Here is an 18874-nt window from a genome sequence, read left to right as displayed (position 1 = left end):
GCCCTTAGAATGTGGGTGATGCCGGCGCGAATACTCTGCCAAGGCAACCTGCCTCACAAGGGAGCAAATTGCATGCCAGTGCCCCACCATGGGTTTTTTGCCCCATTTTCACGCTTATATAGAGGTAAAGCGCAGCAAAGCTGGAAATAGCGCCCTGTAATGTAGCGCCATATTCCACGAATGACCTGTTTTGGTGCGCGCAAAACCTTCTGCACATTAACTGGTTAAACCTTGAGCAATTTCCGCTATAATCCGCGCCCCCCTTTTTCGGCTGGCCCAGCGCGCGCTGTTTTCATGAAACTAATCGTAAAAGTCTTCCCCGAAATCACCATCAAGAGCCGCCCGGTACGGATGCGTTTCATCCGCCAGTTGGCCAAAAACATCCGTACCGTGCTCCGCGACCTGGACCCGGCTGTGGTGGTGAACGGTGTGTGGGACAACCTCGAGTTGGAAACCCGCGTCAGCGAGCCGAAAGCCCTGAAGGAGATGACCGAGCGCCTGAGCTGCATGCCGGGCATCGCGCATTTCCTGCAAGTCGACGAATACCCGCTGGGCGACTTCGACGACATCGTCGCCAAGTGCAAGCAACACTTCGGTGATGCGTTGGCCGGGAAGATTTTTTCGGTGCGCTGCAAGCGTGCCGGCAAGCATGAATTCAGCTCGATGGATGTCGAGAAATACGTCGGCAGCCAACTGCGTCGTCAGTGCGGCGCCGCCGGAATCTCGCTGAAAGAGCCGGAAATTGAAGTTCGTCTCGAAATTCGCGACAAACGGTTGTTCGTGATCCACAACCAGCACAACAGCATCGGCGGTTATCCGCTGGGGGCCCTGGAACAGACGCTTGTGCTGATGTCCGGCGGCTTCGATTCCACTGTAGCTGCCTACCAGATCATGCGCCGCGGGCTGATGAGCCATTTCTGCTTCTTCAATCTGGGCGGACGAGCCCATGAACTGGGCGTTATGGAAGTCGCGCACTTCATCTGGAAGAAGTACGGCAGCTCCCAACGCGTGTTATTTGTCAGTGTGCCTTTCGAGGAAGTACTGGGAGAAATTCTCGGGAAAGTCGATAACAGTCATATGGGCGTAGTTTTGAAGCGTATGATGTTGCGCGCTGCTTCCCGTATTGCCGATCGGCTGGAGATCGAAGCGCTGGTCACCGGCGAAGCGATTTCCCAGGTGTCGAGCCAGACGCTGCCGAACCTGTCCGTGATCGACTGCGTGACCGACAAGCTGGTCTTGCGACCGCTGATCGCCAGTCACAAGCAGGACATCATCGACCTGGCCAACGAAATCGGGACTGCCGATTTCGCCAAGCACATGCCGGAATACTGCGGGGTCATCTCGGTGAACCCCAAGACCCACGCCAAGCGTCCACGCGTGGAGTACGAAGAACAACAGTTCGACATGGCAGTGCTCGAGCGTGCGCTCGAAAACGCCAAACTGGTGCCGATCGATCGCGTAATCGACGAATTGGGCCAGGATTTGCAGATCGAAGAAGTCAGCGAAGCTCTGGCGGGCCAGATCATCATCGACATCCGTCATCCGGATGCCGCTGAAGACGAGCCGCTTGAACTCGCTGGCATTGAGGTGCAGACGATGCCGTTTTATGCATTGAACGCTCGTTTCAAGGAACTGGACCCTACTCGCCAGTACCTGCTGTATTGCGACAAAGGCGTGATGAGTCGCCTGCATGCCCACCATTTGCTCAGTGAGGGGCATGCCAATGTGCGCGTTTATCGACCGAGCTAAGAGCCCGGGGCTGTATGCCTGTGGCCTGCGTCACCGGCCCCCCGACCCTGCCGTCAAGCTGTAACGGCAAGGCCTGACTCTACTGTAAATCGCTGCCAAGACTTGTCAGCACACCGAATCCTCTGATCGAGATACACAAGTGATCGAAAATCTACGCAACATCGCCATCATTGCTCACGTTGACCATGGTAAGACCACCCTGGTAGACAAACTCTTGCGTCAATCCGGCACCCTGGAGCGCAACGAGCTCAACGACGAGCGCGTGATGGACTCCAACGACCAGGAGAAAGAGCGCGGTATTACCATTCTGGCGAAAAACACCGCCATCAACTGGAACGGCTACCACATCAACATCGTGGACACCCCGGGCCACGCCGACTTCGGCGGCGAAGTTGAACGCGTAATGTCGATGGTCGACTCCGTTCTGCTGCTGGTTGACGCTCAAGACGGCCCTATGCCGCAAACCCGTTTCGTGACCAAGAAGGCTTTCGAAGCCGGCCTGCGTCCAATCGTGGTGATCAACAAGGTTGACCGTCCAGGCGCGCGTCCGGACTGGGTTCTGGACCAGATCTTCGACCTGTTCGACAACCTCGGTGCTACCGAAGAACAGCTGGACTTCAAAGTCGTCTACGCCTCGGCCCTGAACGGCATTGCCGGTCTGGAACACACCGACATGGCTGAAGACATGACCCCGCTGTACCAGTCGATCGTCGACAACGTACCTGCGCCGAAAGTCGACCGTGAAGGTCCGTTCCAGATGCAAATCTCCGCTCTGGACTACAACAGCTTCCTGGGTGTTATCGGCGTTGGCCGTATCGCTCGTGGTCGCATCAAGCCGAACACTCCGGTTGTCGCTATCGACGCCGACGGCAAGAAGCGTACCGGTCGTATCCTGAAGCTGATGGGTCACCACGGTCTGCACCGTATCGACGTTGAAGAAGCAGCTGCCGGCGACATCGTCTGCATCAGCGGCTTCGACCAGCTGTTCATCTCCGACACTCTGTGCGACCCACTGAACGTCGAAGCGATGAAGCCGCTGACCGTTGACGAACCAACCGTTTCCATGACCTTCCAGGTAAACGACTCGCCTTTCTGCGGTAAAGAAGGCAAGTTCGTCACCAGCCGTAACATCAAGGAACGTCTGGACAAAGAACTGCTCTACAACGTTGCCCTGCGCGTTGAAGAAGGCGACACCGCCGACAAGTTCAAAGTCTCCGGCCGTGGTGAGCTGCACCTCTCGGTACTGATCGAAACCATGCGTCGCGAAGGCTTCGAAATGGGTGTTGGTCGTCCGGAAGTGATCATCCGCATGGTTGACGGCGTCAAGCACGAACCGTACGAAAACGTGACCATCGACCTGCCGGAAGAATCGCAAGGTTCGATCATGGAACAGATCGGTATCCGTAAGGGCGACCTGACCAACATGGTTCCGGATGGCAAGGGCCGTGTGCGCCTTGAGTACAACATCCCGGCTCGTGGCTTGATCGGTTTCCGTAACGAGTTCCTGACCCTGACCTCCGGTGCAGGCATCCTGACCTCGATCTTCGACCGTTACGACGTGATGAAGTCCGGCGACATGTCCGGCCGTCAGAACGGCGTGCTGGTTTCGGTTGCTACCGGTAAGGCTCTGACTTACTCGCTGGAAACCCTGCAAGCTCGCGGCAAACTGTTCCTGGGTCACGGTGAAGACGTGTACGAAGGTCAAATCGTCGGCATCAACAGCCGCGACAACGACCTGGGCGTTAACCCAACCAAAGGCAAGAAGCTCGACAACATGCGTGCCTCGGGTAAAGACGAAACCATCGCTCTGGTTCCGCCTATCCGTTTCACCCTGGAACAAGCTCTTGAGTTCGTGCAAGAAGACGAACTGTGCGAAGTCACTCCTAAGTCCATCCGTCTTCGTAAGAAGATCCTGGGCGAAAGCGAGCGTACCCGCGCTGCCAAGAAAGCCGGTAACTGAGTTTCGACTTAGTTAGCTGCTAAAAAAACGCCCCCGACCGCAAGGTCGGGGGCGTTTTTGTTTGTCTGGGGTTTGAAGATCGTTCCCACGCTCTGCGTGGGAATGCAGCCCGGGACGCTCCGCGTCCCTAAAGCGGACGCGGAGCGTCCGTTGAGGCATTCCCACGCGGAGCGTGGGAACGATCAGGGTTGGGTTAAAACTTTTCGAGGGTACGACGGCTCTCGCTGGTCTCGCGCGCCACTTCTTTGGGCTTATACGCGCAATACCCCGGCCGCGGCCCGATTTTCGGGTGGTTGCGGCAAGTATCCGGGCGCTTTTCATAAATAGTGCACAGACGGCTCTTACGATCCAGGTACAGGCAATCGTTATTGCTCATGCGCTGAAGGGTGAAGATCTCGGACTTCTGGTTGTAACGCTCGACGATCCCTTCCTTCTGCAGACGCTTGGCGATGTTCTTCGGCGGCTCGCCTCGCTCGAATTCATCGACGATGCCGATACGGATCAGATCCTTGATCTTGACCTCGACCGGCAGGGTGCAGCAGCTGGAAACACACGAACCACACATCGGGGCGGAGTACTTGGCCCAGGTATCGAGGCGATCGATCTCCGCGGCGGCGATCAGGTTGGACTTCATCATCGGTTGTTACCAGCGTGCATCAGGGCGCGCGATCATACCGGGACTGGTGGATTTTTGAACAACCTTTCGCCAGATTTTTTCGTATTTCGCCCGATAACACCTGTAACCCGGCACGGCCCCTGCATTCTTTCCGGTGCGCGGCAAGGTAATGTCGATCTATCTCACACTAACGGGAAAAACTGCCGAACCAGAGTTCCAACGGCCTGTCAGACCGTCTAGGCTCAACAACTCCACGCTCGCTCGAGGTCCTTTCAATGACTCAAGAACCACTTGTTCGCGAAGCAGAGGTGGCCGCATTTCGCGACGCCGTCTTGACCAAACTCACCTACGCGGTGGGCAAAGACCCGGATCACGCCTTCGACCACGACTGGTTCGAAGCCATTGCCCTGGCGGCGCGCGATCACATGGTCGAGCACTGGATGGATCACACCCGGCAGATTTACCGCAAAGGTCAAAAGCGGGTTTATTACCTTTCCCTCGAATTCCTGATCGGCCGTCTGCTCTACGACAGCCTGAGCAACCTTGGTCTGCTGGACGTCGCCCGCGAGGCCATGACTGAACTCGGCGTCGACCTTGAGCGCATCCGCCTGCTGGAGCCCGACGCAGCGTTGGGCAACGGCGGCCTCGGTCGTCTGGCCGCGTGCTTCATGGAAAGCATGTCGACCCTCGGCATTGCCGGCCACGGTTACGGTATTCGTTACGAACACGGTTTGTTCCGCCAGGCCATCGTCGACGGCTGGCAACAGGAACAGACCGAACACTGGCTGGATTTCGGTAACCCTTGGGAGTTCGAACGGCCAGAGGTCGTTTACCCGATCGGTTTCGGCGGCAGTGTCGAAACCGTCACCGACGAAGCCGGCAAGTCCAAGCAAGTCTGGACGCCAGCGGAAACCGTTCGCGCGATTGCGTATGACACGCCGGTCGTCGGCTGGCGCGGAGCGAGCGTCAACACGTTGCGCCTGTGGCGCGCCCGGGCCATGGAAGATTTGCACCTGGAACGCTTCAACGCCGGCGACCACTTGGGCGCCGTGGCAGAAGTCGCCCGGGCCGAAAGTATTTCCCGGGTGCTCTACCCGGCGGACAGCACCGAAGCCGGCCAGGAACTGCGCCTGCGTCAGGAGTATTTCTTCGTCGCCGCGTCCTTGCAGGACTTGCTGCGCCGCCATCGCAACATGCACACCTCGGTCCTGACCCTGGGCGATCATGCCGCGATCCAGCTCAACGACACGCACCCCTCGATTGCCGTGGCCGAACTGATGCGGCAACTGGTCGATGTCTATGACGTCGCGTGGGATGCGGCATGGCAGGTCACCGTCGACACGCTGTCCTACACCAACCACACGCTGCTGCCGGAAGCGCTGGAAACCTGGCCGGTCGGTTTGATGGAGCGGATGCTGCCACGGCACATGCAGATCATTTATTTGATCAACGCCCAACACATCGATTCGCTGCGGGCCAAGGGTATCCATGACTTCGAGGTCTTGCGCGCGGTGTCGCTGATCGAAGAAGACAACGGCCGCCGTGTGCGCATGGGCAACCTGGCGTTCCTTGGTTCCCACAGCGTCAACGGCGTGTCCGGGCTGCACACGCAGCTGATGCGCAAAACGGTATTTTCCGAACTGCACAAGCTCTACCCGGACCGGATCAACAACAAGACCAACGGCATCACCTTCCGCCGCTGGCTTTACCAGGCCAACCCTGAGCTGACCTCGATGATGGTCGACGCCCTCGGCCCGGATCTGCTGGACAACGCCGAAGAGCGTCTGCTCGGCCTGGAACCCTTCGCCGAGAAAGCCGCGTTCCGCAAGGCCTTCGCCGAGCAGCGCCTGCACAGCAAGAAAGCCCTGGCGTACATCATTCATGAGCGACTTGGCGTTGCGGTCAACCCGGCCGCGATGTTCGACGTGCAGGTCAAGCGGATCCACGAATACAAACGTCAGTTGCTGAACCTTTTGCACACCGTCGCGCTGTATCAGGCGATTCGCGCCGAACCGGAAGTCGATTGGGTGCCCCGGGTGAAGATCTTCGCCGGCAAGGCGGCGGCCAGTTATCACCAGGCCAAGCTGATCATCAAATTGACCAACGACATCGCCCGGGTGGTGAACAACGACCCGACCGTGCGCGGTTTGCTCAAAGTGGTGTTCTTGCCCAACTACAACGTCAGTCTGGCGGAAAGCATCATTCCGGCCGCGGATTTGTCGGAGCAGATTTCCACCGCAGGCTTCGAGGCATCGGGCACCAGCAACATGAAGTTCGGCCTCAACGGCGCGCTGACCATCGGTACCCTGGACGGGGCGAACGTGGAAATGTGCGAACGCATCGGCGTGGAACACATGTTCATCTTCGGCCTCAGCGCCCAGCAGGTTGAAGCGCGCAAGCAGAACCATGAGTTCAACGCGACGCCGGATATTGCGGCCTCCCACCGGCTCAATGACGTGCTGCAAGCGATACGCGGCGGGGTGTTCTCGCCGGATGATCCTTCCCGTTACACAGGATTGATCGATTCGCTGATCGACTACGATCGCTTCCTGGTCTGCGCCGATTTCGACTCTTACTGGGAAGCGCAGATGCGGGTAGAAGCCCATTGGCACGATTCGAAAGAATGGTGGCGTTCGGCGGTGTTGAACACCTCCAGGATGGGCTGGTTCTCGTCCGACCGGACCATTCGCGAGTACGCCACGGATATCTGGAAAGCTTTGGAGTAACTTTTAGCAATAATTGCGAGCAAGGCCCGACGGTTGTTGGGCCTGATCGATATACTAAGCGCCGGTTACACCGGGCGGTATGCATCGCGATCCATTGTGGGAGCGAGCCTGCTCGCGAAAGCGGACTGACATTCAACATCAATGCTGAATGTTAAGGCCTCATCGCGAGCAGGCTCGCTCCCACAGGTTTGTGTGGTTTCACACTAAACTCAGCCAGATGCCGCTTTACCCGGATTCGCCCCGCAGCGGGGCCGCTTAGGGATATCGACCATGCAATGGATGTTCATGCTGATTGGGCTGGTGCTGGGCTGGGTACTCGACGAGTCGTTCAGCGATGCGCTGCTGGGCGCGCTGCTCGGGCTGGGTATTGGCCAGGCCATTCGCATTGGCCGCCTGAGTTCTCAGGCTGCCGAGCAACGCAAGCTACTCGATCAGGCTCAGATTGCGCTGAATGCAGTGCAGCAACGGTTGTCACTGCTGGAAGTGTCAGGCGTCAAGACGCCGGAAACCCACGAGCCCGAGCCGGCTCCTGAATTTACGCTCGACGAAATCCCTGTCGAAGCCCCGGAGCTGATCTGGGAGCTCCCCCCCGAACTCGAACCGATCACCGTGGTCGCCGCTGAAGCGAGCCGCCCAGTGCCCGTCGATGCCTGGAAACCCCAGCCGGTCGCCCGCGAGCCGCAACAACCCGCCATCCCGCGTGGCCCGAACTTCATCGATCGCGCCATCAGTGGCGCCCGCAACTGGCTGTTCGGCGGCAACACGGTGCTGCGGGTCGGTGTGGTGCTGTTGTTTCTCGGCCTGGCCTTCCTGTTGCGTTACGCCACCGAAGGCATGGTGGTGCCGATCGAGTTGCGTTATGCCGGTGTTGCGGCGGCGGCATTGGGGCTTCTGGGGCTGGGCTGGTGGCTTAGAACACGCAACAGCCATTACGCGTTGATGCTGCAAGGCACCGGGATCGCGGTGTTGTACCTGACCGTGTTTGCCGCGATGCGCCTGCATCCACTGCTCGATCCTACGGCGGCGTTGGGTCTGCTGGTCGCGGTGACGGTGTTCTCGGCGATTCTCGCCATCACCCAGGATGCCTTGGGCCTGGCTGCCGCTGCGGCACTCGGGGGTTTTGCGGCGCCGATCCTGACCTCCACCGGTGCCGGCAATCATGTCGCGCTGTTCAGCTACTTCGCCTTGCTCAACGCCGGCATCCTCGCCATCGCCTGGTTCAAGGCCTGGCGGCTGCTCAACCTGATCGGCTTCGTCGGCACCTTCGGCATCGGTTTCGCCTGGGGCCTGCGTTCCTACACGCCGGAATTGTTGTGGAGCACTGAGCCGTTCCTGATTGTGTTCTTCCTGATGTACCTGGCCATCGGTCTGCTGTTCGCCCGGCGCAAGTTGCTGGAAATGAGTGATGCGCCAGAGGACGACAGCCGTGAAGCGCTGCTGCACTGGTCGGCGCGCAAGGGCGATTACGTCGACGGCACGATGCTGTTCGGTCCTCCGTTGGTGGGCTTCGGCTTGCAGTTCGCGTTGGTCCAGCACCTGGAGTTCGCCGCAGCCTTCAGCGCGTTGGCGTTGGGCATGATTTACATGGGCCTGGCGCGGCTGCTGATGGGCGGACGCGCGTTGCTGCTGGCGGAAACCTGCCTGGCGCTGGGGGTGATCTTCGCCAGCCTGGCGATTCCCTTGGGGCTCGATGCGCGCTGGACCGCTGCTGCCTGGGCCGTCGAAGGCGCCGGCATCTTCTGGCTGGGCCTGCGTCAGCAACGACCGCTGGCCCGAGCCTTTGCCTTGCTGCTGCAACTGGGCTCGGCCCTGGCCTTCCTCAGTGAATTGCGAATCGGCGAAAGTAGTCTGCTCGACGGTGCGCCGCTCGGTGCATTGATGCTCGGCGTAGCGTTGTTGTTCAGCTTCTACCAGTTGCGCAAAGCCTTGCCCGAGCAGGCGTCGGACTGGGAGCGTAAAGGGCTGCCGGTATTGGCCTGCCTCGGTTTGACCTTTCTTTATCTGCTGGCGCCGTTGTTTTTCTTCACTCATGGCACGGCGATCAGTTGGGCACTGGCGGGGTTGGCGACGTTGTTCGTTGGCTTGCGTCTGCAATCGCGCACCTTCCTGTTCACCGCATTCGCCGTGCAGTTGCTCGGCGGTGCGTTGTTCCTGCTGCGGCTGCAAGGTTCGAGCGGTGAGTCCGGCGCTGTATTCAACGCGGGTTGGAGCGGTTTGTTGAGTGCGTCGTTGATCGGCCTGGCGCTGATCGCTGGCATGTTGTTGGCGGCGCGCGATGAGATGGTCCGAAGCGACGTGCGCTTGCTGCGCGGCTTGTCGGTGGTGCTGCTGGCCGGTCTGGTGTTGATCAATCTGGCGGTGCTGTTCGTCCTGCCTTGGCAAACAGCGAGTGCGGTATGGGCGGCCAGCGGTTTGTTCATCATCTGGCTCAGCCTGTACCTCAAACAGCGCGTGAGTTTTGTCTTCGGTTTGCTGTTGCAGGTGATCGGTGGCGCGGCGTTCCTGCTGGCCGGGCCGGATTTACTCGGCCCGCTGGCGAGCGAAGGGTTGAAACCTCTGGCTCATAGCGGTTTCTGGACGCCGCTGGTGTTGGGTTTGGCTGCGATGGTGGGCGCCTGGCGCTTGCAGCTCGGCAACCATGCTTCGGCCTTCGATGTGTTGAGCTTGCAGCGTTTGTCCGAAGTGCTGCTGGTGTGGGGCGCGGCTTGGTGGGCGGTGGCGTGGGTCAGTGAGGTGCTGCGCTTCGCACCTTTGAACCTGCAAGCGACGTTGTTGCTGGTGGTTGCGGCAGCGAGTGTGGCTCTGTGGACAGTCTTGGCGTTGCGTTTGAAATGGTCGTCGCTGGGCTTGCTCTGCACCTTGCTGATGCTTGCGTCCGGTTTGGTGTTGCTGGCTGCGTGGCACTCGCGTTATCACCCAGCGGCCAATGTTGGTTGGCTGGTATGGGCGGCCGTGTTCGTCGTGCACTTCATCTCCCTGCGGCGTCTGGCGCCGATGTTGCCGGCGCGCGCGCTCAGTACCGCGCACGTACTCGGCTGCTGGCTGTTGATCGGTGTGTTGGCCCTGGAGCTGCGTTACGGCCTGTTGCTGTTGTCCGAGCAGTACAACGCCTGGCGCTGGTTGGGTTGGGCGATCCTGCCGAGCCTGTATCTGGTACTGATGGCCGCACCCCGTGCCTGGCCATGGCCGGTGTCGGCTTATTCGCGCGAATACCGCGTGTACGCGGCAGCACCGTTGGCGTTGCTGATGCTCGGCTGGTTCTGGCTGGCGAACATCGTTAGCGATGGCACCGCCGAGCCGTTGCCTTACGTGCCGCTGATCAACCCGCTGGAGTTGGGTCTGCTGTTTGCGCTGTTCGGCGTCTACGTATGGTCCCGCAGCGCCGTGACACAACTGGCGATCCGCAAGGACTATGCCGAACACGCCACGCAACTGATCGCTGGCGCCTCGCTGTTTGTGTTCTTCACGGCGCTGGTAATGCGCACGGCTCACCATTGGGGCGGCGTGCCGTTCGAGTTGGATCTATTGCTCGAATCCATGCTGGTGCAGGCCGGCCTGTCCATCGTCTGGACCTTGATGGCCCTGAGTCTGATGATCGGCGGTCATTTGCGTCATCGCCGCGAAGTCTGGCTGATTGGTGCGGCGCTGATCGGTGTGGTGGTGGCCAAACTGTTCTTTGTCGAATTGAGTAACCGCGGCGGACTCGCCCGGATCGTCTCGTTTATCGGCGTTGGCGTATTGCTGTTGGTGGTGGGCTATTTCGCCCCGTTGCCGCCCAAGCGCTTTGATGCTGAGCCGGAGGCTGAAAAACCGGCCCCGCAAACCGAAGGAGTGTCGTCTTGAGTCAGAAGCTGAACCGGGTCTGGTTGGGCGCTGTTGCCCTGGGTGTGGCGTTGTCGGCCAGTGCCCAGGAAAAACTGGCGGACTTCGCCACGCAGGTGCCGTTGTCGGTCAGCGGTGAAGGTCCGTGGTATCGCCTCGAATTGCCGTTGAGCGTGCAATTGAATGCGCGGCAAACCGATCTCAGCGATGTGCGCGTGTTCAATGCCGCCGGTGAGGCCCAGGCGTATTCCTTGGCGCGTGCGCCGGCGCAGACCAGCGACAACCGTACCCTGACGGATGTGAAATGGTTCCCGCTATACAACTCGGCGGACTCCACTGAGCGTGCACCGAGCGTGCGGGTGCAATCGAGCGCCAACGGCACGCTGGTCGAAGTGCAGCCATCCAGTCAACTGGAGGCGGGCGAAGAAGTGCTGCGCGGCTGGTTGCTCGACGCCAGCAGCATCAAAGCACCGTTGCAACAGTTGATCCTCGACTGGACCAGCGAACGCGATGGCTTCCAGCGTTTCACCATCGAAGCGAGCGACGACCTGCAGCACTGGCAATCGTGGGGTGAAGGTCAGGTGGCGCGCCTGACGTTTGCCGACGAACAGGTCGAGCAGCATGAAGTCGCGCTGCCGGGTCAATCGGCCCGTTATCTGCGCTTGCTGTGGAACACGCCGCAATCGGCCCCGACATTGACCTCGGCGCAACTGCAAAGCGCCAAGACCCGCAGCCTGCCGCTACCGCTTGTCTGGTCGCAGCCGCTGGCCGGCAGCAGCGTCAAGGCGGGTGAATACACCTGGCAATTACCGATGGGACTGAATGTCGAGCGCTTGCAGGTCGAATTGAGTCAGCCCAACAGTTTGGCGCCCGTGACCTTGTCCGGTCGTCGGGAAAGCAGCCTGCCGTGGCAGCCGTTGAGCAGCGGTTTGCTGTACCGCCTGACCCAGAATGGCCAGGATGTGGTGCAGAACGAATTGCAGCTGCCGGGGCAAACCGTACAGCAGTTGAAGCTGACGGTGGACGAGCGCGGCGGCGGCCTGGGTGCCGAGGCCCCAACGGTGCGATTCGCCGTGCGCTCCATTCATCTGGTGTTCCTGGCGCGGGGAGCGGGGCCTTATACGCTCGCGCTGGGAAGTGCCACGGTGAAGGCGGCGAGCCTGCCGCTGTCGACGTTGATTCCGGATTACAGCGCTGCAAAGTTGGCGACGTTGGGCAAGGCTACGGTGGACGGCGGGCTGGTGGCCACGCCGGCATCGACCGTGACAACGACGGCGACGACGGACACCAACTGGAAGAAGTTCGGGCTGTGGGCGGTGTTGTTGCTCAGTGTTTTGTTTCTGGGCGCGATGGCGTTCAGTCTGTTGCGCAAGCCGCCGGTCAAGCCTTGAAGGCGGGTGCTGCGCACCCAATCGCGAGCAGGCTCGCTCCCACAGTGGAATGCGGACCCTGTGGTAGCGAGCCTGCTCGCGAAGACGGTTTATCGGTCGGAAAAGAACCTGGATTCCAACTACGCTAAACCGGGCGCATGAACTCTATTGGGTGTAACACGTCTGATAGGAGGAAATGCGCCCTGACTCGCGTTAAACTGCGCGGGTTTTTAGCCCCCCATTCCACCGGAGCCTTCCATGTCCCGCGTTACCCTGAGTCGCTATTTGATTGAGCAGACCCGTAGCAACAACACCCCTGCCGATCTGCGTTTCCTGATCGAAGTGGTGGCGCGTGCTTGCAAAGAGATCAACCACGCCGTGTCCAAAGGCGCCCTCGGCGGTGTTCTGGGCAGCATGGGCACTGAAAACGTCCAAGGTGAAGTGCAGAAGAAACTCGACGTGATCTCCAACGAGATCCTGCTCGAAGCCAACGAATGGGGCGGTCACCTGGCCGGCATGGCGTCCGAAGAAATGGACAACGCCTACCAGATTCCGGGCAAATACCCGAAAGGCGCGTACTTGCTGGTTTTCGACCCACTGGACGGCTCGTCGAACATCGATATCAACGCACCGGTCGGTACGATCTTCTCGGTGCTGCGTTGCCCGAACGAATACCTGAGCCAAAACGAGCCCTTGAATGAAAAGGCTTTCCTGCAGCCAGGCACTGAGCAAGTGGCTGCCGGTTACGCGATCTACGGTCCACAGACCATGTTGATCCTGACCTTGGGCGACGGCGTAAAAGGCTTCACCCTGGACCGCGAAATGGGCAGCTTCGTGTTGACCCATGAAGACATCAAGATCCCGGAGTCCACTCAGGAATTCGCGATCAACGCCTCCAACCAGCGTCACTGGGAAGCGCCGGTACAACGCTACGTCAGCGAATTGCTGGCGGGCGAAGAAGGCCCGTTGAAAAAGAACTACAACATGCGTTGGGTCGCCGCGATGGTCGCGGACGTGCACCGCATCCTGACCCGTGGTGGCTTGTTCATGTACCCACGCGACAGCCGCGAGCCATCCAAGCCGGGCAAACTGCGTCTGATGTACGAAGCCAACCCGATGTCGTTCCTGGTTGAACAGGCTGGCGGCGCTTCCACCGATGGCCATCAGCGCATCCTCGACATCAAGCCTGACGGCTTGCACCAGCGTGTCGCCGTGTTCCTCGGCTCGAAAGAAGAAGTCGAGCGCGTCACGGCTTACCACAAGGAATAAACATGACCGCGCCCTGGCAGCCGTTGCTCGAATGGTGGTTTGGATCTTTCGAATCACCCAACGAAATAGCGGCTGAGAAGGGCAAGTTATGGTTTGGCAAGCGTGACAGCCAGGACCTCGAAGCGCGCACGCGTTTCGGGGACCAGGTCGAGCAGGCACTGGCCGGCGGATTGACCGAATGGGCGCAATGCCCTGAAGGTTGGCTGGCCCTGGTGCTGTTGCTCGATCAACTGCCGCGCATGATCTATCGCGACACTCCCAAATCCTTTTCAGGCGATCTCAGGGCCCAGGCACTGGTGGCGCAAGGCATTGCTGCGGATTTCGATCGGCAGTTGCGGCCGATCCAGCGAGTGTTCATCTACCTGGTGTTTGAGCATTGCGAGAATCTGGCGGTGCAGAACGAGGCGGTTTCGCGGTTTATCGATCTGGTTGAACAGCAACCCGAGGCGGATCGGGCGGTGTTTGCGGACAACCTGGATTATGCCGAGCGGCATCAGAAGATCATTGCGCGGTTTGGACGGTTTCCGCATCGCAATGCGGTGTTGGGCCGGGAATCTACGGCTGAGGAGTTGGCGTTTCTTTCGGGGCCTGGTTCTCGCTTTTAGTTTTCTGCTGTAGCTGATGCCGCTATCGCCAGCAGGCTGGCTCCCACATTTGGTTTGTGTCGTTCACAAATCCCCTGTGGGAGCCAGCCTGCTGGCGATGGGGCCAGTGAAAGCAGCTTATATTCGGAAACTACCGACCAACTGCTTCAACCGCGCCGCCTGCTGTTCAAGGTCTGAACACGCACGCAACGTCGATTGCAAGTTCTCCACGCCTTCCTGGTTCAGCGTGTTGATCTCGGTAATGTCGACGTTGATCGACTCCACCACCGCCGTCTGCTCTTCCGTCGCAGTGGCCACCGACTGGTTCATCCCGTCGATCTCACCGATACGCTGAGTCACGCTGCCCAGACGTTCGCCCGCCTGGTTGGCGATGCCGACGCTGCTTTCGCTCTGGCGCTGGCTGTCGGTCATGGTGATCACGGCTTCCCGGGCGCCGACTTGCAGTTCCTCGATCATCTTCTGCACTTGCTGCGCCGAATCCTGGGTTCGGTGCGCGAGGTTGCGCACCTCGTCCGCGACCACGGCAAAACCGCGACCGGCTTCACCAGCACGGGCCGCTTCGATGGCGGCGTTGAGTGCCAGCAGGTTGGTTTGCTGGGAGATGCTGGTGATCACTTCCAGAATCTGCCCGATGTTCACGGTATTGCTGTTGAGCGTTTCGATGTTGCCGCACGAATCGCTGATCTTCGCCGAGAGCTGCTGCATCGCCGCGATGGTTTTATCCACGACTTGCTGACCGTCCTCGGCCAATGCGCGAGCATCGCTCGAATGCTGAGAGGCGAGGGCGGCGTTCTGGGCGATTTCCTGGGCGGCAGCGCCAAGTTCGTTGATGGCGGCGGCCACGCTGCTGGTGCGCGAGGCTTGCTGGTCGGAGTTGAACATCGACGAATTCGACGCGGCAACCACACGCAAGGCGACTTCGTTGACCTGGCCGGTGGCCGAGGACACTTCGCGAATCGACGTATGAATACGCTCCACAAAACGGTTGAACGAGGTACCCAGCGCACCGAACTCGTCCTGGCCGTGAATCGTCAGGCGTTTGGTCAGGTCACCTTCGCCTTCGGCGATGTCATGCATGGCGCGGCCCATGGTCAGCAGTGGCTGCATCAGGAAGCTGATCAGCATGCCCAGCAACGCGATGATGATCACCACGGCAATGACCATGGCGATGATCGCCGAGGTGCGGAACTCGCTGAGCATCGAGAACGCGGTGTCCTGATCCAGCACCAGCGCCACGTACCAGTCTGCCGAGGGCACACCGTTGACGTGGGTAAAGGAGATGAATTGGGTCTTGCCGTCGATCTCGACTTCTTTCATGCCCGGGCTGACTTTCGGCGCACCGTTCGGGTAGGCGTCGGCCAGGCTCTTGAGCACCAGTTTGCTGTCTGGATGAATCAGGATCTTGCCGTCGGCGCTGACGATGAACGCATGGCCGTGGCCGCCGAAGTTCAGCGAGTTGATGATCGCGCTGACGCTGGACAGGTCGATGTCTGCGCCGGCGACGCCGATCATTTGATTCTGATGTTTCACCGGTGTGGCGACGGTGATCACCAGTTTGCCCGACGAAGCAGCGATATAAGGTTCGGTGACGATGGTCTGTTGCGCAGTGTTCGCCGCCTTGTACCAGCCACGGGCACGGGGATCGTAATCCGCGGCACGATTGCCGGCCGGGACCGAGAACATCACACCGTCAGTGCCACCGAAATAGCTCAGTTGAAAGTTAGTGGTGTAGGCCGGCAAGTCGATGGCGCGCTTGAGGCTGGCCGCAGCGCTACCGTCCACGGCGACCTGCTGGGACAGTGATTGCAGCAATTGAATGCGGCTTTCCAGCCAGGTCTGGATGTTGCTGGTGGTCAGGCTGCCGAGTTCCTGCATCGAGGATTCGGTACTGCTGCGCAGGGTTTGCCGCTGGCGGTAGTCGTTGAAAAGGATGAAACAAGCGAATGCAACGGCCACCACGAGGGCGGCAGCCAACAAGATCTTGTGGCTGAACTTCATGTTTCTGGTCATTAAATGAACTACCGCGGAGGGGCTGGTCAACAAAGGGGCGTCAATTTGCCACAGTCGTGGGCGTTGCGCTGCTTTTATGTCGACTGGCCGGCGCCAAAGATTAGGCGGTTTTTGCGAAAACCGACGAAATACCCGATAGCGAAAGTAAAGTTGCAGATTTTCCAAATAAGGCAGACGAACGGCCAAATAAATAGGCGGGAGACCAGGGAACCAGATTGGGGTTTTCTCTTCTAAGCTTCAGCTTGGCAGCCATGCCATCCCCTTTGCCCCAGGAGCTACACCATGTCGCTGCGCTCTATTGCCCTGCTTTCGTTCTGCGTGTTGTTGGCCGCTTGCAGCAAGGTTAATCAGGAAAACTACTCGAAGCTGTCGTCAGGCATGCCCAAGGCCGAAGTAGAAAACTTGCTGGGCAAACCCGCCGATTGCTCCGGCGCGCTCGGCATGTCCAGTTGCACCTGGGGTGACAAGAACAGCTTTATCAGCGTGCAGTACGCCGGTGACAAAGTGCTGATGTTTTCCGGCCAAGGCCTGAAGTAAACCGGGGTTATACGCCCACGGGAGAAAAACAATGAAGCGGTTACTGATAGTCCTTTTAGCCGGCTTGTTTTTGGCCGGCTGCGCCACCTCTGGCGTAGATCCATTGGCACCGAAAACTGCCAATAGCGTCAATCTCAAGAAGTACCAAGGGACCTGGTACGAGTTGGCTCGTCTGCCGATGTATTTCCAGCGCAACTGCGCGCAATCCGAAGCCCATTACACGCTCAAGCCCGACGGCAAGGTATTGGTGCTCAATCGCTGCCTGACAGCGGACTGGCAATGGGAAGAGGCCAAAGGCGTGGCCTGGCCACAGGAACCGGGCAAGACCGACAAGCTGTGGGTCGAGTTCGATACCTGGTTTTCGCGGCTGATTCCGGGTGTGGCGAAGGGCGAGTACTGGGTGTTGTACGTCAGCGATGACTACAAGACCGCCATTGTTGGCGACCCGAGCCGCAAGTATCTGTGGCTGCTGTCACGGACCCCGACGGTCAATGGCGTGGTGCGTGAGGAACTGCTGAGCAAGGCGCGTCAGCAAGGTTACGACACCACACGGCTGATCTGGCGCGCGACAGATACGCAGATGGCCAAGACGTCGAACTGATCACTGCGCTACTGATCGTTCCCACGCTCCGCGTGGGAATGCCTCAATGGACGCTCTGCGTCTGCTGTTGGGACGCGGAGCGTCCCGGGCTGCATTCCCACGCAGAGCGTGGGAACGATCGGCGGGGGGGTTAACCCAACAAATCGCGCAGGACTTGGGTGAAGGCGCGGTTACTTTCTTCTTCGCCAGCATGCCGCCCATCGCGCACAACCCACTGGCCATTGACCAGCACATCCCGCACCTGGCGATCGCCACCGGCGAACAACCAACGATTGAGAATCCCGTCGCCGCTGGCCGTCGCCAGGTACGGATCGTTGCCGTCCAGCACCAGCCAATCCGCACGTTTGCCAACTTCGAGCGCACCAATCGGCTGACCCAGCGCCTGAGCGCCGCCATCCAGCGCCGCGTCGTACAGCGTGCGGCCAACCATCGGCTGATCCGCGCCATACAAACGGTTACGTCGTTGGTCGCGCAGACGCTGGCCGTATTCCAGCCAACGCAATTCTTCCACCACGCTCAATGACACATGGCTGTCGGAACCGATGCCCATGCGCCCGCCCTGAGCGAGGAAATCCACCGCCGGGAAAATCCCGTCGCCGAGGTTGGCTTCGGTCGTCAGGCACAAGCCGGCGATGGCGCGACTCTTGGCCATCAGCGTGACTTCTTCCGGGTTGGCGTGGGTGGCGTGAACCAGACACCAGCGCTGATCGACTTCAGTGTTTTCGTGCAGCCATTGCAGCGGACGGCGGCCGCTCCAGCTCAAGCAGTCATCGACCTCCTTCTGCTGTTCGGCAATGTGAATGTGTACCGGGCACTGCTTGTCGCTGGCCGCCAATACTTCGCTGATCTGCTGCGGTGTTACCGCGCGCAACGAGTGGAAACACAATCCCAGCGACTGCGCCGGTTGCTGCGCCAGGATCGGCTGCAAGCGCGACTGAAGCTTGAGGTAGTTTTCGGTGCTGTTGATAAAGCGGCGCTGGCCTTCGTTCGGGGCCTGCCCGCCGAAACCGGAATGGCTGTAGAGCACCGGCAGCAGAGTAAGCCCGATCCCGGCGGAGCTGGCGGCATGGCTGATGCGCAGCGCCAGTTCGGCCGGGTCCGCGTATGGCTGGCCGTTGGTGTCGTGGTGTACGTAATGAAATTCCGCGACCGAGGTGTAACCGGCCTTGAGCATTTCGATGTACAGCTGACGGGCGATGACGCCGAGTTGATCCGGGCTGATTTTTCCGACGAGGCGATACATCAAGTCGCGCCAGGTCCAGAAACTGTCATTCGGATTACCCGCCACTTCCGCCAGCCCGGCCATGGCGCGCTGGAAGGCGTGGGAGTGTAGATTCGGCATACCCGGCAGCAGCGGACCGCTAAGCCGTTCGGCGCCATCTGCGTTGGAATCGGCCTGGATATGGGTCAACACGCCATCGGCGCTGACCTCAAGACGTACATTGTTGGCCCATCCACTAGGCAGCAGCGCGCGTTCGGCAAAGAAGGCGGACATGGTTCAGCACCCCATCGTGTGTTATTTGTATATACATATACAGACGTTTGCCTGCTCGGTAAACTCCGGCAAGCTAGCAACCTTTACTAAACGAACAAGGATTAACCGTGCCGA

13 protein-coding genes are annotated in these 18874 nt (G+C 59.7%); 9 read left to right on the top strand and 4 right to left on the bottom strand.

What is annotated here, in order from left to right; genetic code table 11:
* The first annotated feature begins 294 nt into the window (after positions 1-294).
* Both thiI and typA read left to right on the top strand, forming a co-directional pair.
* A complete protein-coding gene (thiI, locus tag AC3WP4_RS14185) occupies positions 295-1749 on the top strand; it encodes a tRNA uracil 4-sulfurtransferase ThiI (RefSeq protein ID WP_076028975.1) in 1455 nt (484 codons plus the stop codon).
* A gap of 139 nt (positions 1750-1888) precedes the next feature.
* Positions 1889-3709, top strand: coding sequence for a translational GTPase TypA (typA, locus tag AC3WP4_RS14180; RefSeq protein ID WP_008149445.1), 1821 nt, complete (start codon positions 1889-1891; stop codon positions 3707-3709).
* 193 nt (positions 3710-3902) lie between these two features.
* Here typA and AC3WP4_RS14175 read toward each other — a convergent pair whose 3' ends face one another.
* On the bottom strand, positions 3903-4346 hold the full coding sequence (locus AC3WP4_RS14175; protein WP_008149447.1) for a YkgJ family cysteine cluster protein: 444 nt from the start codon (positions 4344-4346) through the stop codon (positions 3903-3905).
* A 254-nt stretch (positions 4347-4600) separates the two neighbouring features.
* On the opposite strand from AC3WP4_RS14175, the gene AC3WP4_RS14170 reads away from it, so the two are divergent.
* From AC3WP4_RS14170 to AC3WP4_RS14150, 5 genes are all read left to right on the top strand, one after another.
* Complete coding sequence (locus AC3WP4_RS14170) at positions 4601-7051, top strand: glycogen/starch/alpha-glucan phosphorylase (RefSeq protein WP_074872762.1); 2451 nt, start codon at positions 4601-4603, stop codon at positions 7049-7051.
* A 270-nt stretch (positions 7052-7321) separates the two neighbouring features.
* Positions 7322-10894 carry a DUF2339 domain-containing protein gene (locus AC3WP4_RS14165; protein ID WP_102614928.1) on the top strand — a complete coding sequence of 1191 codons (3573 nt, stop codon included), beginning with the start codon at positions 7322-7324 and terminating at the stop codon, positions 10892-10894.
* The gene (locus AC3WP4_RS14160) at positions 10891-12264 is read left to right on the top strand and encodes a DUF3999 domain-containing protein (protein ID WP_074872767.1); all 1374 of its coding nucleotides are present in this window, start codon (positions 10891-10893) and stop codon (positions 12262-12264) included. Before AC3WP4_RS14165 ends, AC3WP4_RS14160 begins: the two co-directional genes overlap by 4 nt.
* A gap of 237 nt (positions 12265-12501) precedes the next feature.
* Complete coding sequence (locus AC3WP4_RS14155; protein WP_074872770.1) at positions 12502-13512, top strand: class 1 fructose-bisphosphatase; 1011 nt, start codon at positions 12502-12504, stop codon at positions 13510-13512.
* 2 nt (positions 13513-13514) lie between these two features.
* Positions 13515-14117, top strand: coding sequence for a DUF924 family protein (locus AC3WP4_RS14150; RefSeq protein ID WP_074872773.1), 603 nt, complete (start codon positions 13515-13517; stop codon positions 14115-14117).
* A 117-nt stretch (positions 14118-14234) separates the two neighbouring features.
* Here the strand turns inward: AC3WP4_RS14150 and AC3WP4_RS14145 are convergent, their stop codons facing one another.
* Both AC3WP4_RS14145 and AC3WP4_RS14140 read right to left on the bottom strand, forming a co-directional pair.
* A complete protein-coding gene (locus AC3WP4_RS14145) occupies positions 14235-16127 on the bottom strand; it encodes a methyl-accepting chemotaxis protein (RefSeq protein ID WP_158242618.1) in 1893 nt (630 codons plus the stop codon).
* A gap of 100 nt (positions 16128-16227) precedes the next feature.
* Positions 16228-16380, bottom strand: a complete 153-nt coding sequence (locus AC3WP4_RS14140) for a hypothetical protein (RefSeq protein ID WP_158242619.1) — start codon at positions 16378-16380, stop codon at positions 16228-16230.
* Between the two features lie 29 nt (positions 16381-16409).
* Between AC3WP4_RS14140 and AC3WP4_RS14135 the strand changes: the two genes are divergently transcribed.
* Both AC3WP4_RS14135 and AC3WP4_RS14130 read left to right on the top strand, forming a co-directional pair.
* Positions 16410-16664 carry a hypothetical protein gene (locus tag AC3WP4_RS14135; protein ID WP_074872779.1) on the top strand — a complete coding sequence of 85 codons (255 nt, stop codon included), beginning with the start codon at positions 16410-16412 and terminating at the stop codon, positions 16662-16664.
* Positions 16665-16695: 31 nt separating this feature from the next.
* Entirely contained in the window at positions 16696-17265 is a 570-nt protein-coding gene (locus tag AC3WP4_RS14130) for a lipocalin family protein (RefSeq protein ID WP_074872782.1), read from the top strand.
* Positions 17266-17395: 130 nt separating this feature from the next.
* Here AC3WP4_RS14130 and AC3WP4_RS14125 read toward each other — a convergent pair whose 3' ends face one another.
* Positions 17396-18760, bottom strand: a complete 1365-nt coding sequence (locus tag AC3WP4_RS14125; RefSeq protein ID WP_102614927.1) for a formimidoylglutamate deiminase — start codon at positions 18758-18760, stop codon at positions 17396-17398.
* Positions 18761-18874: the final 114 nt, after the last annotated feature.

The organism is Pseudomonas sp. FW305-20 (assembly GCF_058788075.1).
Note: the sequence above shows the minus strand (reverse complement) of the source record. Positions and strands in the feature narration are given on the sequence as shown.